This window comes from Blautia sp. AM47-4 (assembly GCF_003479865.1).
GTDB classification, from domain to species: domain Bacteria; phylum Bacillota; class Clostridia; order Lachnospirales; family Lachnospiraceae; genus Fusicatenibacter; species Fusicatenibacter saccharivorans.
This window is the reverse complement of the sequence record NZ_QUHY01000004.1, coordinates 1-14,013: the sequence shown is the minus strand read 5'-3', so window position 1 is coordinate 14,013 and position 14,013 is coordinate 1. Positions and strand designations below refer to the sequence as shown.

Genomic DNA, 14,013 nt, shown 5'->3' with positions numbered 1-14,013 from the left:
GGGGGATGGGGACAAAAAAAGCCATTCCCCTGTCATATTGTGTTAAGGAATGAGAGAATATGACAAAATATCTTTTTAAGCGTTTGTTGCATGGCCTTGTTTCCGTAGTAATCGTCGTTGGATGCGTTATGACTATGATCTATTCTCTGATGGACCGAAATCTGATTTTCGCACAGGATACCACCTATTCCCATCAGAGCAATAACCAGAAAAAGGTGTACAAATATCAGAAGTGGGAGACATACGGATATCTTGATTATGTAACCTATGCAGATTATTTGAACGCTCTCAAAGCAAAAGGCGAAATTGACGAGGATACGAGATCCAAAGCAGTAGCATTCGGAAGAACGAAAGACCAGGATTCAGAACTGGTATCTGAATATGTAAAGGAATTTACAGCTTATTATAAAGCAAAAGGTTACACCGTAAGAAGATACGATGCGATCATGATGGGTAAGAAAAAATATGCCAACGGCGGACAGCAGCAGCTGTTTGCATACAGGGATATTCCGCTTGCAACGCGTCTCGGAAAATATTTTTCCGGTTTGATTGACATCGACAGCATTCACGATGCTGCAAAGGTAGAAGGTAAGAGGGGGATTACATTTACCTTACACGATCCGGTATATGGGGGAAAGAAATTTTCACCGGCCATCATGGGAAATGGCACAACACACAAGTACCTGATGTACTTTGACTCAAAATTCCCATATTTCCATCAGAATATAATCACCATAAATTTAGGAAAGTCCTATTCCGTAAATGAGGGTGTGGATGTAGCACTGACCATGACCCGCGCGCAGGGATCCTACGTAAAATCGGAGATTACCTACCAAGCGGTCTGGTGGAATACAGTGCAGACGATCTGCACAGCGCAACGTATATGAGCGAATCTCAGGATGCAAGCGCTGTTCATTCCGATCGGTTCGCAGATGACTATACCAACGTGGATACAGTTAAGAGTGGTAAATCAAAAATCGGCTATTCCTTTGTAATCGGTATCATTGCCGTAATTCTTTCCTATCTCATCGCAGTGCCGCTTGGCATTCTGATGGCGAGAAAGAAAGACAAACTGGTTGACCAGCTTGGAACCATCTATATTGTATTTATTATAGCAGTACCTTCACTGGCCTATATCTTCCTGTTTAAAGCAATTGGAGGAAAAATTGGTCTGCCGACCACCTTTGACATGGATTCGAAGAGCAAGCTGATGTATATTCTGCCGATCGTTTCCCTGGCACTGCCGCAGGTGGCAAACCTGATGAAATGGCTGCGTCGATACATGATCGACCAGATGAACTCCGATTACGTAAAATTCGCAAGATCCGGTGGTCTGACAGAGGGAGAAATCTTTACGAAACACATTTTGAAGAATGCAGCGATTCCGATCGTGCAGGGTGTTCCGGCGAGCGTACTGTTCGCACTGACCGGAGCCATCATCACCGAGCGTGTGTACGTAGTACCTGGTGCCGGTAATCTGCTGACCGAAGCAATCAGCAAATATGATAATGGTGTTATCGTAGGTGTTACACTGTTCTACGCAGTGCTCTCCGTGATTTCCATCATCCTGGGCGACGTTTTGATGTCCATGGTGGATCCGCGAATCTCATTCTCAACGAAAGACAGGTAGGGACTTATGAATTATGATTTAGATAAATTCGGTCTGTCTGAGGAAGAACTGTTTTCTCCTGTAGATAACAGCTCTCTGGAGTCTGAGAAAATTACGGCTCCGAGATATTCCTACTGGCATTCCGTGTTCCGCGTATTTTTTAAGAAAAAAATCAATATTGCCGTACTTTGCCTCCTGGGTGTGATTCTGCTGATGACGTATGTGTATCCGCTCTTTGTGGAGTACGACCGTTTCGCCAATCTGATGAACGGCGCGACAAAACATCTGTCTCCAAGCAAAGCCTTGCAGCAGCTTGGATTCAATATTCACTGGATTTTAGGATCCGGTGCTTCCGGACAGTCGACATTTGACGCTGTCTGGTTTGGTTCCAGAATTTCAGTTTCCCTGGCGTTTATCTGTGCGCTCATCAACCTTTCGATTGGTGTAATTGTCGGATCTGTCTGGGGATTTTCGAAGAAGGTTGACGTTTTCATGATGGAGGTTTACAACATCATCGGAAATATTCCGTATGTACTTCTGATCTCCGTCCTGGTGCTTATTTTTTCTCCGAGCTTCTGGACCATGGTATTTGCACTGACCGTTACCGGATGGCTTGCCATCGCGTACTTTATCCGTACGCAGGTCGTTATCATCCGTGACAGAGAGTATAATCTGGCATCGAAATGTCTTGGAACTTCGATTTTCCGCATTGCGATGAAGAATATTCTCCCGTTTATGACATCTGTCATTGTTACTCTGGCGGCAACTGAGATTCCGTCCTACATCTCTTACGAGGTGTTCCTGGCTTACATCGGTATGGGACTTTCTGACATGTCTCTGGGAAGACTGATTTATGAGGCTGAGGGCGCCATGCTGACACCGGGATGGGGATTCGAATTCTGGAGTCCGGTTGTTGTCGCTTCAATTATCACCGTAGTATTATATGTAGTTGGACAGAACCTTGGAGATGCGTCCGACCCGAGAACACATATGTAGGAAGGAAAGCCGCATGGAAGATAAAAAAGTATTATTATCGATTAAGGACTTACAGGTAAAATTCCGTGTCCGCGGCCGTATCCTGACGGCAATTCGGGGCGTAACGCTGGATATTTACGAGAACGAGTCCATTGCTATCGTAGGAGAGTCCGGCGCCGGTAAATCCGTATTCACAAAAGCGTTTGCGGGAATGCTGGACAGCAACGGCTTCATCGACCAGGGAGATATCATTTTTAACGATGCCGAGCTGAGCGATACCGTTGTGCCGCTGAACTCTTATGCGAAAAAGACCATCGCATCCACCTGGGAAAAGCTGAATGACTATTCCAAACTGGAATATGGTTCAGAAGTATTTCTGAAAATGAAGGCTCTGGAGCAGGAAAAAGAAGAAAAAATGACACTGAGCGAGGAAGAGCGCGAGAAAGCAGATGCTGAAATTAAGAAACTCGTAGTAAAGAGAACCGAACTTTTCAACTACAAGCAGACACTCGATACTTCCAAAGAAAAAGCGAAGGTTAAAGAGACATCCGCCGAGATTTCCAGACTGGATGGAGAAATTAAGGCTCTGCAGAAAGCAAAAGAGGAAAAAATCAAGGCTCACAAACAGGCTGCCATGAACGATACGGCCTACAAACAGGCATATGATGCAAAGATGGCAGAGTACAAAAAAGAGTACGCCGGCCTGACAGCAAAAGAAATTACGGACGAGACGAGAAAGAGAAACGAGATTCTTGCCAAAGAGATTTATCTTTCCGTCGGACGTTACAAACTGCGCAAAAAAGTCCGCATGATTAAAAAGCTGCACGAGGCATTCAAAGCTGCAATGGAGCGCGGTGTGGATCTGAACGATGAGCAGAAACGGAACAGCGTTTTCGACCAGGCAACTTTCCGTGTACGCTATCTGGATGAAACGCCGGAGCAGCTTCATGGAACCTGTATCATTAACCTGGCAAAAATCCAGGATCCGAATGACTGGGGCCAGATCCGCGGCAAGAAAATTGCAACCGTATTCCAGGATCCGATGACTTCCCTGAACCCGATTATCACAATCGGAAAACAGATCACTTCTGTTATCATGAAGCATCAGAATGTTAGCGAGGTGGAAGCGAGAGCACAGGCGCTTGAGCTGATGGAAAAGGTTGGTATTCCGAACGCAGAGCAGCGTTTCGATGATTATCCGTTCCAGTATTCCGGCGGTATGAGACAGCGTATCGTTATTGCGATTGCACTTTCCTGCCGTCCGAAGATTCTGATCTGCGATGAGCCGACAACTGCGCTGGACGTTACGATTCAGGCACAGATCCTGAAGCTGATCAAGGATCTTCAGAAAGAGTACAACTACACCATCGTGTTTATTACCCACGACCTTGGTGTCGTAGCGAATATCGCAGACCGTGTTGCCGTTCTGTACGCAGGACAGATCATCGAGTTTGCGAACGTAGAAGAGCTGTTCTACGATCCGCGCCATCCGTACACCTGGGCGCTGCTTTCTTCCCTGCCGCAGCTTGCGGAGCGGAATACAAAGCTGTTTTCCATTACCGGTACGCCGCCGTCTCTGTACAATAAGATTATCGGAGACCCGTTTGCACCGCGTAACCAGTACTGTCTGAAGATTGATACTCTGGAGGAGCCGCCGATGTTCAAGGTAACGGATACCCACTATGCCAAGACATGGCTGCTGGATCCGAGAGCGCCGAAGACAGAAAAACCGGAAGCTATTCAGAATATTCACGAAAAACTGTTAAAAGCATATAACTTATAGGAGAGTTTGAAAGTGTCTACAAAGCAGGAAAGCAAGACCACTGTTTCGCATCTGCCGGAGCATGGTCCGATTGACGAAAATGGAAGAGAAATCTTACTGCAGGTAAAAAATGTAGATATCACTTTCGGCAAGGGCGATGACGCAGTCAAAGCGGTAAAAAATGCTTCTTTTGACATCTATAAGGGAGAAACCTTCTCCCTCGTAGGCGAGTCCGGTTCCGGAAAGACCACGATCGGCCGTGCGGTCATTCGTGTCAACCCGTGTTCCGCAGGAGAGATCCTGTACAAGGGTGTTAAAATTTCCGGCAAGATTCCGCATTCCCTGGACCGGGAGGTTATCCGAAACATTCAGATGGTATTCCAGGATCCTGCCGCATCGTTAAATGAGCGTGCGACGGTCGATTACATCGTATCCGAGGGTCTTTACAACTTCCATCTGTACGAGAACGAGGCAGACCGTGTGAAAAAGGTAGAGAACATGATCAACGAAGTTGGTCTTCTGCCGGAGCACCTGACCCGTTACCCACATGAGTTCTCCGGTGGACAGCGCCAGCGTATTGGTTTGGCCCGTGCCATGGTTATGGAGCCGGAGCTTGTTGTAGCCGATGAGCCGATCTCCGCACTGGACGTATCGATCCGTGCCCAGGTCCTCAATCTGCTGAAAAAATTCCAGAGAGAAAAACAGGTTACTTATCTGTTTATTGCTCATGACCTTTCCATCGTTCGGTTCATTTCCGACCGTATCGGTGTTATCTACAAAGGAAATATCGTAGAGGTTGCGGATGCAGAGGAGCTGTTTAACTTCCCGCTGCACCCATACACGCATTCTCTGATTTCTGCGATTCCGATTCCGGATCCGCAGCTCGAGAAGAATAAGGTGCTGTACACCTACGACCCGTCCATCCATGATTATTCCGTGGACAAACCGGAATTCGTGGATATCGGACACAACCACTTTGTATATGGAAATAAAAAAGAGATCGAAGAGTACAAGGCACTCCGTGAAAAGGGAGAGCCGCTGCAGCCGATCACCATCCGAAAGCCTGGCGAGGAAGTAAAAGAGGAGAACCACGAGGTTCATCTTTCCAAGGCAGAAGATGAATTCCTGAAAACTCCGGTTCACGATACCGGAAGCGTCTGGTACAAAGTGCTGTCATTCTTCTTCCCGATCATCGGTATCATCGCAGCGATGGTATACAAAAAGAAACAGTACTATCACAACTACAAAGCATGTAAGCAGGGCGCGCTGTACGGATTCGCCGTACTGGCCGTGATTCTCCTGATCTTTATCATTGCATTGATTTTAGTTGCCCTATAGTGGACAGGAAAGAAAAAGTGGCCCGGAACCAGAAAAAAGGTTCCGGTGCCGCTTTTTTTGATTTACGCGAGCAACGAGCCAAAGTCCGTGCTTGCACGAGACCTTGGCGACTGCCGCGATAACTTGAGAAACTCGCGGAGCGTGTTTCTCATAGTTTACAGGAAGCTTCGTTGAACTTTCCTGCAAATCAAAAAGCCTTCCGGGCAGAACGCTTTCTTATGCCGGTTCACAAAAGAGAAGCGTGAGAAGAATTCCGTTCCGATTTTACTTGACGGGAGATGTGTTTTTTGGGACAATAAATCACAGCAAAAAAGAAAATAAAAGGAAAGAGGAGCAACAGAATGGGAAGAACAGTAAAAGATCCGAACAGACGGCTGCCAAAGCCGGTACAGAAGGTCTGGCTTTCCGAAAAAAATGTCGGACGGCGCATCCTGCTTGTAGTACTGCTTCTGGCGATTGGATCCGGTTTTCTGGTGTATGGTTTTATGAACTTTCTGCACGGAGATTCCGGCTGGCGTGAGATCAGTGTAAAGGCAGGCGCGGATTTGAACTGCGGTGAGGATTTTACCTTGAAATATAACGTTGGCGCAAGCGGGGTTTCCGCAGGCGGGGAGGCAAAGGCACTTTCGCTGCTTTACACAGATGCGGCGGTGAAAGGCTACCGGCTTTTCAATATAGATGAGAGCTTTGAGGATGTGACAAACCTGTATGATATCAACCAACATCCAAATGAAGTGCTGACGGTAGATCCGGTTTTATACGATGCACTGAAAAAAGTATCCGATGCCAATTGCCGGGAAATTTATCTGGGACCGCTGTATGCGTCCCTGGAAAATCTCTGCGCCAGCAATGATGATGCGGCTGCAGCGCAGTTTGATCCGAACCGGAACGATGCGGCATCAGAAGAAACGGCAGCAGTTGCTGCCTTTACACAGAACCCGGATGATATTTCACTGGAGCTGTCAGGGGAAAACCAGGTCTGTCTGCATGTGTCAGACGCGTATCAGGCGTATGCCGCAGAGATGGGCTATACCGCATATCTCGACTTTTTCTGGATGAAAAATGCTTTTTTGATTGATTATCTGGCGGATACGATTCGCGGCGAGGGCTATCAGCTCGGCATTATTTCCAGTAAGGACGGTTTCGTGCGCTGTCTCGATGAAACGGGAGAAAAAGAGTACCGGTATCCGCTGTATCATCTTTCCGGGAACGAAATCCAGTCATACGGAACAATGACGTATGAAGGACCGAAAAGCATCGTGTTTTTCCACGCTTACCAGGCGGGCAGCCCGGATGCGTACCGCTATTATCAGTATCAGGACAAAACGATGTGCACGCCGTATCTTAGCGCGGCAGACGGAAAAGACCACACAGCAGCATCCGAACTGATCGTCTATTCCGGTGAATATGGCTGTGCCAATACGCTGCTTGCAGCATTTTCTGATTATCAGGCCGAATCGCTTTCCAGGGAGTCCCTGGAAACACTGACTTCACAGAACATTTACAGCATCTGGTTTGAGGACGATGAGATGCAGACGACAGATGAAGATCTTGCCGTAATCGTAGGAAATGAATAAAAAACAAACCAGATTTGCATTGTACAATCGCAGTTAGGATGGTAGAATAAAAACAGAATTTGAAAAATCATTTCCACAATCTGCAAGCCCCACTTCGCGATCTGTTTTGACCTTATCCGGTTGCTGCAGACCGTTTGGGCTGAAAATGGGACTCGCAGCTCACGAAAAGCTTTTTTCAAACACGCTCTGGCATGAATGAGTGCTTTTTTATGCGATTTTGTATGGGGGAAGCAGCAGCGAGAGCACGTAAAATAAAAAAGGAGGGGTTATAATTTTGAAAATGGAAGAAAAATTATACGATTATATGGATTGGGCGGAAATAGAAGCCGTGGTCTATTCCGAGGAAAATCATCCAAGAGACATCTTGGGACCGCGCGTAACGGAGGATGGTATTTTGATTCAGGCGTTTTTCCCGGGCGCAACCCGTGCAGCCGTACATACGATCCGCGACGGAAAACAGACCGAGATGGTTTGCGAGGATGAGGCGGGATTTTTCGCTGTGCTGCTTCCAGGAAAGAAAATTCCGTCCTATACGCTGATCTACTGGGACGGCGACGGAAACCAGATGGAGCATTACGATCCGTACGCCTATCCGATGCAGTTCACCGAGCAGGAACAGAAACAGTTTGAAAACGGCATCTGTTATTCCATCTATGAGAAGCTGGGTGCACACCCGGTAAAGATCGATGGTATCAGCGGTGTTTACTTCGCTGTCTGGGCACCGAATGCGATCCGTGTCAGTGTTGTCGGAAATTTCAATAACTGGGACGGAAGAGCATATCAGATGAATCTTCTGGAGTCCGGAATCTACGAGCTCTTTATCCCCGGTGTTCGCGCGGGCGACATCTATAAATATGAAATTAAGGCAAAGGGCGGTCTGACGTATCTGAAATCGGATCCATACGCGAATGCAGCACAGCTGCGTCCGAACAATGCGAGTGTTGTGGTTGATCTTGGAAAATATGCCTGGCAGGATGAGAACTGGATGAAGAAGCGTGGTGTCACACAGGGCGACAAAGCGCCGATTTCTGTTTATGAAGTGCATCTTGGCTCCTGGAAAAAACCGGACGATGGCCGTGAATTTTATAACTACCGTGAGATCGCTCCGATGCTGGCTTCCTACGTCAAAGAGCTCGGCTACACCCATGTTGAGCTGATGCCGGTGATGGAGCATCCGCTCGATGAATCCTGGGGTTATCAGGTAACGGGCTATTACGCACCGACAGCACGATACGGAACGCCGGATGATTTCCGCTATTTTATGGATACGATGCATCAGAATGACATTGGTGTTATTCTCGACTGGGTACCGGCACACTTCCCGCGCGATACCTTCGGACTTTCTGCATTTGACGGAACGTGTCTGTATGAGCATTTCGATCCGAGACAGGGATCCCACCCACACTGGGGCACACTGATTTACAATTACGGCAGACCGGAAGTAAAGAACTTCCTGATCGCCAATGCGCTTTTCTGGGCAAAAGAGTACCATGCCGACGGAATCCGTATGGATGCGGTTGCCTCGATGCTGTATCTTGATTATGGCAAGCAGGACGGGGAGTGGGTCGCAAATATCTACGGCGGAAATGAGAACCTTGAGGCAATCGAATTTTTAAAACATCTGAACTCCATCTTCAAAAAAGAGTTCCCGGATGCGCTTCTTATCGCAGAGGAATCGACCGCATGGCCGAAGGTGACGGGAGAACTCGACGATGAAGGACTTGGCTTCGACTACAAGTGGAACATGGGCTGGATGAATGATTTTACGGAATATATGAAAAACGATCCGGTATACCGCGGGGCACATCACGACCAGCTGACTTTTTCTATGGTATATGCATATTCGGAGAAATTCATGCTGAGTCTGTCGCACGATGAAGTGGTTCACCTGAAGGGATCCATGTATACCAAAATGCCGGGTACACCGGAGCAGAAAATGGCAAATCTTCGTCTGGCGTACGCTTATCAGATGGTGCATCCCGGAAAGAAGCTTCTGTTTATGGGACAGGAATTCGGACAGGAAAAAGAGTGGAATGAGAAACAGTCCCTGTCCTGGGAGCTTCTTGAGGACAAGGAACATCTGCAGCTAAAAAACTATATGGCGGCACTTCATGCATTCTACAAAGCAAATCCGGCATTGTATCAGCTTGACGAAAAGCCGGAGGGCTTTGAGTGGATCAATGGCATGGAGTGGGAAAAGAATCTTCTGATCTTCCTTCGCAGAACAAGGAAGAAAGAAGATACGCTGCTTGTCGTATGCAACTTCTCGAATGTCGAGTACGATGATTTCCGCATTGGTGTGCCGTATCCAGGAAAGTACAAAGAGATGTTCAACAGCGATGCGGAAAGCTATGGCGGAACAGGCGTCGGAAATCCACGCGTGAAAATGTCGAAAAAAACAGAGTGCGATGAGCGGAAAAACTCGATTACCGTAAAACTCGCACCGCTTTCTGTTCAGGTATTTTCTTATACGAAGCCGGAGACGGGCGCTGCAAGCAATAAGAGCGCAAAGGCAAAAACTGCAGCGAAAGCGGCAGCAGAGAAGAAAACCGGAAAGAAGGGAAAACCGGCTGGAAAAACGGAAGAAGCAGTAAAAGCAGTAAAAGCAAAGAAAACAACAAAGACTGCCCAAAAAGCAGAGAAAAAGGTATCGGAAAAAACGGTGAAAACCGCAGAGAAAAAGCAGGGAACTACGACTGCGACAGAGAAGGTGGAGAAAGCCGTAAAGCAGGCGATCGACAGCAAACCGGTGAAAACGGTAGAGCAGACGGTGGACAAGCTGGTGAAAGCCGGAAAATCCGCAGCGGCAGAGGCAGCAAAAGCCGTGGAAAAATACCGCGCAGCCGCCGATCCGGAAAAGAAGCCGGCTACAAAGCCGAAAACAAAGCCGGAAACCAAGTCGGAAGCAAAATTAGAGGCAAAACCAGAGACAAAAACGAAAAAAAGCACAGGCATGAGTGAACTCGGCGAGGAGCTGCAGAGAAAATTCGAGACAGAGGAGAGATAACACATGGTGAATCTGACAGCGGCGGAACGCGTCTATGAATACTGGATCGACAAGGCCTCTTCGGCTGCCGATCTGGTGCTGAAGATCGTGTTTGCAGTAATTCTGTTTCTGGTTGCACGCAAACTGATCCTGTGGCTCTGCGATCTGATCCGGAAAAACATGCGGCGTTTTCACACGGAGGAGGCGGTGGTCAGTTTCACCGCTTCCATGGTGAAATACAGTCTGAACACGCTGCTGGTGCTGACCATTATCGTTCAGCTCGGCATCGTATCCGAAGCGTCGATCGCAGCAGCCATCGCCTCCGCCGGCGTTGCCGTATCCCTGGCATTGCAGGGCGGCCTCTCGAACTTTGCAGGCGGGGTGATGATTCTGCTGCTGAAGCCATTTAAGGTCGGTGACTACATTATCTTCCCGGGCGAAGGCCAGGAGGGAACGGTCAAAAAGATTGAGATGTATTACACGACAATCAACAGCATCGACAACCGTACCATCATGATCCCGAACGCCAATCTTACGAATCACACCATCATCAACGTGACGGCAATGGACCGCAGAAAGCTGGAAATCAAAGTCGGCATTTCTTATGAGTCCGATATCAGAAAAGCGAAGGACATCCTGCGTCGCCTCGTTGAGGAGGAGCCGCATTTTCAGTCGGAGGAGCAGCAGTTTTTCGTAGATGAGCTGGGCGAGAGCGCGATCACGGTCGGTCTGCGCGCCTGGGTCGCAACGGAAAATTACTGGCCGGTCAAATGGAAAATGAATGAGCGCATCAAAGAAGAGTTTGACGCGGCGGGAATTTCCATCCCGTATAACCAGCTCGATGTCCACATCTGCCCGGAACCGGCGAACAAAAAAGCCGGAAAAGGCGATAAATAAAGGATATTTTGAAAATTAACCCTTGCAATTGCACGGAAAAGGTGCTATAGTAAAGTTGTTAATAAGTGACTGTTAAGGAGTGGACGATTTCGTCCACTCTTTCTTGTGTACAGGGAAATGAAAGAATTTTTCGAAAGTTTCCCTGAATCAAAAAGGTGGTGAGGATTTGAGCAGAAGAGAAGAATACGAACAGAAGGCAGAAGAACTGATCACTCCGATTGTAGAAGCCAATGGTTTTGAACTGGTGGATGTGGAGTATGTCAAAGAGGGCGGTACCTGGTACCTGCGTGCTTACATCGACAAAGAAGGCGGAATTACCGTGGATGACTGCGAAATCGTCAGCCGTGCATTTTCTGACCGGCTGGACGCAGAGGACTTTATCGATGACGCTTATATCATGGAGGTCAGCTCCCCGGGCCTTGGACGTCCGCTGAAAAAAGAGAAAGACTATAAGAGAAGCATGGGAAAAGAGCTGGAAATCCGGACATACCGTGCGATCGAGAGAAACCGGGAATTTTACGGAATACTCACCGCATATGATGATAACAGTGTGACCATTTTGGAGGAGGACGGAACAGAGCGCGTCTTCCAGAAAAGCGATATTGCATTGATCCGTTTAGCATTTGATTTCTAAACAGACGCAGATACAGGAGGAAAAGAGAAAAATGAATACAGAATTAATGGAGGCCCTTGAAGTTCTTGAGAAAGAGAAGAATATCAGCAAAGATACCCTGCTTGAGGCAATTGAGCAGTCGCTGATCCAGGCCTGTAAAAACCATTTTGGCAAAGCAGATAATGTAAAGGTAAGCATCAACGCCCAGACTGGTGATTTCAAAGTCGTAGCAGAGAAAACCGTTGTTGATCTGGTACAGGATCCGATCATGGAGATCGCCCTTTCCGATGCAAAACGTGCAGACTCCCGCTATGAACTCGGCGATATCGTTCCGGTAGAAATCAAATCCAAGGAGTTCGGCCGTATTGCAACCCAGAATGCCAAAAACGTCATTCTTCAGAAGATCCGTGAGGAAGAGCGTAAAGTTCTGTTTGATCAGTACTTCGAGAAAGAGCACGATGTGGTTACCGGTGTGGTACAGCGCTATGTAGGACGCAACGTCAGCATCAACCTCGGTAAAGTAGACGCTCTGCTGACCGAGAACGAGCAGGTCAAAGGCGAGAAATTTGAGCCGACCCAGCGTGTGAAAGTATACGTTCTGGAAGTAAAGAATACAACCAAGGGACCGAAGGTTATGGTATCCCGTACCCATCCGGAACTCGTAAAACGTCTCTTTGAGTCTGAGGTTTCCGAGGTTGCGGAAGGCATCGTAGAGATCAAGAGCATTGCCCGTGAGGCGGGAAGCCGTACAAAAATGGCAGTATGGTCCAACGATCCGAATGTCGATGCAGTCGGCGCATGCGTCGGTATGAACGGAAGCCGTGTCAACGCGGTTGTCAACGAGCTGAACGGCGAGAAGATCGACATCATCACATGGGATGAGAACCCGGCACTCCTGATCGAGAACGCACTGAGCCCGGCAAAAGTTATCTCCGTTATGGCAGACCCGGATGAGAAGACCGCAAAAGTGATCGTTCCGGATTACCAGCTTTCCCTTGCCATCGGTAAAGAGGGACAGAACGCAAGACTTGCCGCACGTCTGACCGGGTTCAAGATCGACATCAAGAGCGAGACCCAGGCACGCGAGGCAGGAGACTTCGACTACGTAGAAGAAGAGGAATACGAGGAAGAGGGCAATTACGATGAGTCCGCAGCAGAGGAGGAAACCATCTCTGCAGAAGAAGACTTCGACGAGAATGATGTAGAAACAGCAGAGAAAGCCGGAGACGAAGAGTAATTAAAATAAAAACAAAGGCGGGATGAGCATTTGAGTACAGTTCGTAAAGTGCCGCTGCGTAAATGCATTGGCTGCAATGAAATGAAAAACAAAAAAGAAATGATCCGCGTGGTGAAAACCACCGAAGGAACGATTGTTCCGGACACAACCGGAAGAATGAACGGACGCGGTGCTTATGTCTGCTCTCTGGAATGTCTGGGGAAAGCAATGAAAAACAAAGGACTTTCCCGTTCTCTGAAGGCAGAAATTCCATCAGAGGTTTATGAGCAGTTAAAGGAGGCATTTGCGAAGATTGAACAGTCAAAGTAAAGGATTATCCATGCTGGGCCTTGCCATGAAGGCGGGTAAGGTATCGAGCGGCGAATTTGCGACCGAGCAGGCCGTAAAGAGCGGCAGCGCATACCTTGTCATTCTGGCGGAAACGGCGTCGGCCAATACACAGAAGAAATTTCGCAATATGTGTGCATACTATAAAGTGCCATGCATTCTTTTTGGGGACAAAGAGCAGCTTGGAAGAGCCATCGGAAGAGAATACCGTTCTTCCCTTGCCGTATGTGAAGCGCATTTTGCAGAAAAAATAGCAGCATTGTTGGCAGAAGCGTAAGGCGTAAGGCCGGAAAGGTCGGTGGATGGATGCAGGAAACACGAAAACCGCAGAAAGAGGAGAAAAGATCATTGGAAAAGAAAGATACAGAAAATATGGAAATGAAGAAACCGGAAGAGCAGGCAAAACCGAAGAAAAAGAAAATTATTTCCGTTGTGCGTCCGCAGAACGCAACAAGTAAAGAAGCAAAAGAGTTCACAAAGAACCAGGGACAGAAAAAAGACCGTCCGTCCCGCGGAAACGGCCGTCCGGAAGGAAACCGCAATGGAAACGGAAGAAGCGAGGACCGTCCGAACCGTGGAAACGGAAACGGCGGAAATGGAGATCGTCCGAACCGCAATGGAGACCGTCCGCAGGGAGAGCGCCGTTTCAACAATAACGGAGACCGTCCGAACCGCAATGGAGACCGTCCGCA

The 14,013-nt window shown here is 48.0% G+C and carries 13 protein-coding genes and 1 pseudogene; 13 read left to right on the top strand and 1 reads right to left on the bottom strand.

Annotated elements, in window-relative coordinates; genetic code table 11:
- Nucleotides 1-59 precede the first annotated feature (59 nt).
- The 6 genes from DW965_RS19625 to DW965_RS03660 all read left to right on the top strand — a co-directional run bounded on the left by DW965_RS19625 (nucleotide 60) and on the right by DW965_RS03660 (nucleotide 7,261).
- Nucleotides 60-887 (top strand): hypothetical protein, encoded by an 828-nt coding sequence (locus DW965_RS19625; RefSeq protein ID WP_243036349.1) that lies wholly within the window; start codon nucleotides 60-62, stop codon nucleotides 885-887.
- A complete protein-coding gene (locus DW965_RS19620; RefSeq protein ID WP_243036347.1) occupies nucleotides 845-1,630 on the top strand; it encodes an ABC transporter permease in 786 nt (261 codons plus the stop codon). The genes DW965_RS19625 and DW965_RS19620 overlap by 43 nt, the downstream gene beginning before the upstream one ends.
- Before the next feature lie 6 nt (nucleotides 1,631-1,636).
- On the top strand, nucleotides 1,637-2,605 hold the full coding sequence (locus DW965_RS03675) for an ABC transporter permease (RefSeq protein ID WP_022461048.1): 969 nt from the start codon (nucleotides 1,637-1,639) through the stop codon (nucleotides 2,603-2,605).
- Between the two features lie 13 nt (nucleotides 2,606-2,618).
- Nucleotides 2,619-4,367, top strand: a complete 1,749-nt coding sequence (oppD, locus tag DW965_RS20480; protein ID WP_119198045.1) for an oligopeptide ABC transporter ATP-binding protein OppD — start codon at nucleotides 2,619-2,621, stop codon at nucleotides 4,365-4,367.
- Nucleotides 4,368-4,379: 12 nt separating this feature from the next.
- Entirely contained in the window at nucleotides 4,380-5,684 is a 1,305-nt protein-coding gene (locus DW965_RS03665) for an ATP-binding cassette domain-containing protein (RefSeq protein WP_270423095.1), read from the top strand.
- Nucleotides 5,685-6,025: 341 nt separating this feature from the next.
- Entirely contained in the window at nucleotides 6,026-7,261 is a 1,236-nt protein-coding gene (locus tag DW965_RS03660; protein WP_119198044.1) for a hypothetical protein, read from the top strand.
- Here DW965_RS03660 and DW965_RS22430 read toward each other — a convergent pair.
- The gene (locus DW965_RS22430; RefSeq protein ID WP_416388117.1) at nucleotides 7,186-7,440 is read right to left on the bottom strand and encodes a DUF6783 domain-containing protein; all 255 of its coding nucleotides are present in this window, start codon (nucleotides 7,438-7,440) and stop codon (nucleotides 7,186-7,188) included. The two genes, DW965_RS03660 and DW965_RS22430, sit on opposite strands and share 76 nt — an antisense overlap.
- Nucleotides 7,441-7,541: 101 nt before the next feature.
- On the opposite strand from DW965_RS22430, the gene glgB reads away from it, so the two are divergent.
- The 7 genes and pseudogenes from glgB to DW965_RS03625 form a co-directional block, all read left to right on the top strand.
- The gene (gene glgB, locus DW965_RS03655; protein ID WP_119198082.1) at nucleotides 7,542-10,268 is read left to right on the top strand and encodes a 1,4-alpha-glucan branching protein GlgB; all 2,727 of its coding nucleotides are present in this window, start codon (nucleotides 7,542-7,544) and stop codon (nucleotides 10,266-10,268) included.
- A gap of 3 nt (nucleotides 10,269-10,271) precedes the next feature.
- Nucleotides 10,272-11,144, top strand: a complete 873-nt coding sequence (locus tag DW965_RS03650) for a mechanosensitive ion channel family protein (RefSeq protein WP_055228615.1) — start codon at nucleotides 10,272-10,274, stop codon at nucleotides 11,142-11,144.
- A 166-nt stretch (nucleotides 11,145-11,310) separates the two neighbouring features.
- Complete coding sequence (gene rimP, locus DW965_RS03645; protein ID WP_022462927.1) at nucleotides 11,311-11,778, top strand: ribosome maturation factor RimP; 468 nt, start codon at nucleotides 11,311-11,313, stop codon at nucleotides 11,776-11,778.
- Between the two features lie 31 nt (nucleotides 11,779-11,809).
- Nucleotides 11,810-12,994: a transcription termination factor NusA gene (gene nusA, locus DW965_RS03640; protein ID WP_055221526.1), complete on the top strand. Its 1,185-nt coding sequence runs from the start codon at nucleotides 11,810-11,812 to the stop codon at nucleotides 12,992-12,994.
- 30 nt (nucleotides 12,995-13,024) lie between these two features.
- The gene (gene rnpM, locus DW965_RS03635) at nucleotides 13,025-13,303 is read left to right on the top strand and encodes an RNase P modulator RnpM (protein WP_022462929.1); all 279 of its coding nucleotides are present in this window, start codon (nucleotides 13,025-13,027) and stop codon (nucleotides 13,301-13,303) included.
- A complete protein-coding gene (locus tag DW965_RS03630; protein ID WP_055221524.1) occupies nucleotides 13,287-13,598 on the top strand; it encodes a L7Ae/L30e/S12e/Gadd45 family ribosomal protein in 312 nt (103 codons plus the stop codon). Before rnpM ends, DW965_RS03630 begins: the two co-directional genes overlap by 17 nt.
- A 71-nt stretch (nucleotides 13,599-13,669) precedes the next feature.
- A pseudogene (locus DW965_RS03625) lies at nucleotides 13,670-14,013 on the top strand (hypothetical protein); the annotation flags it as partial.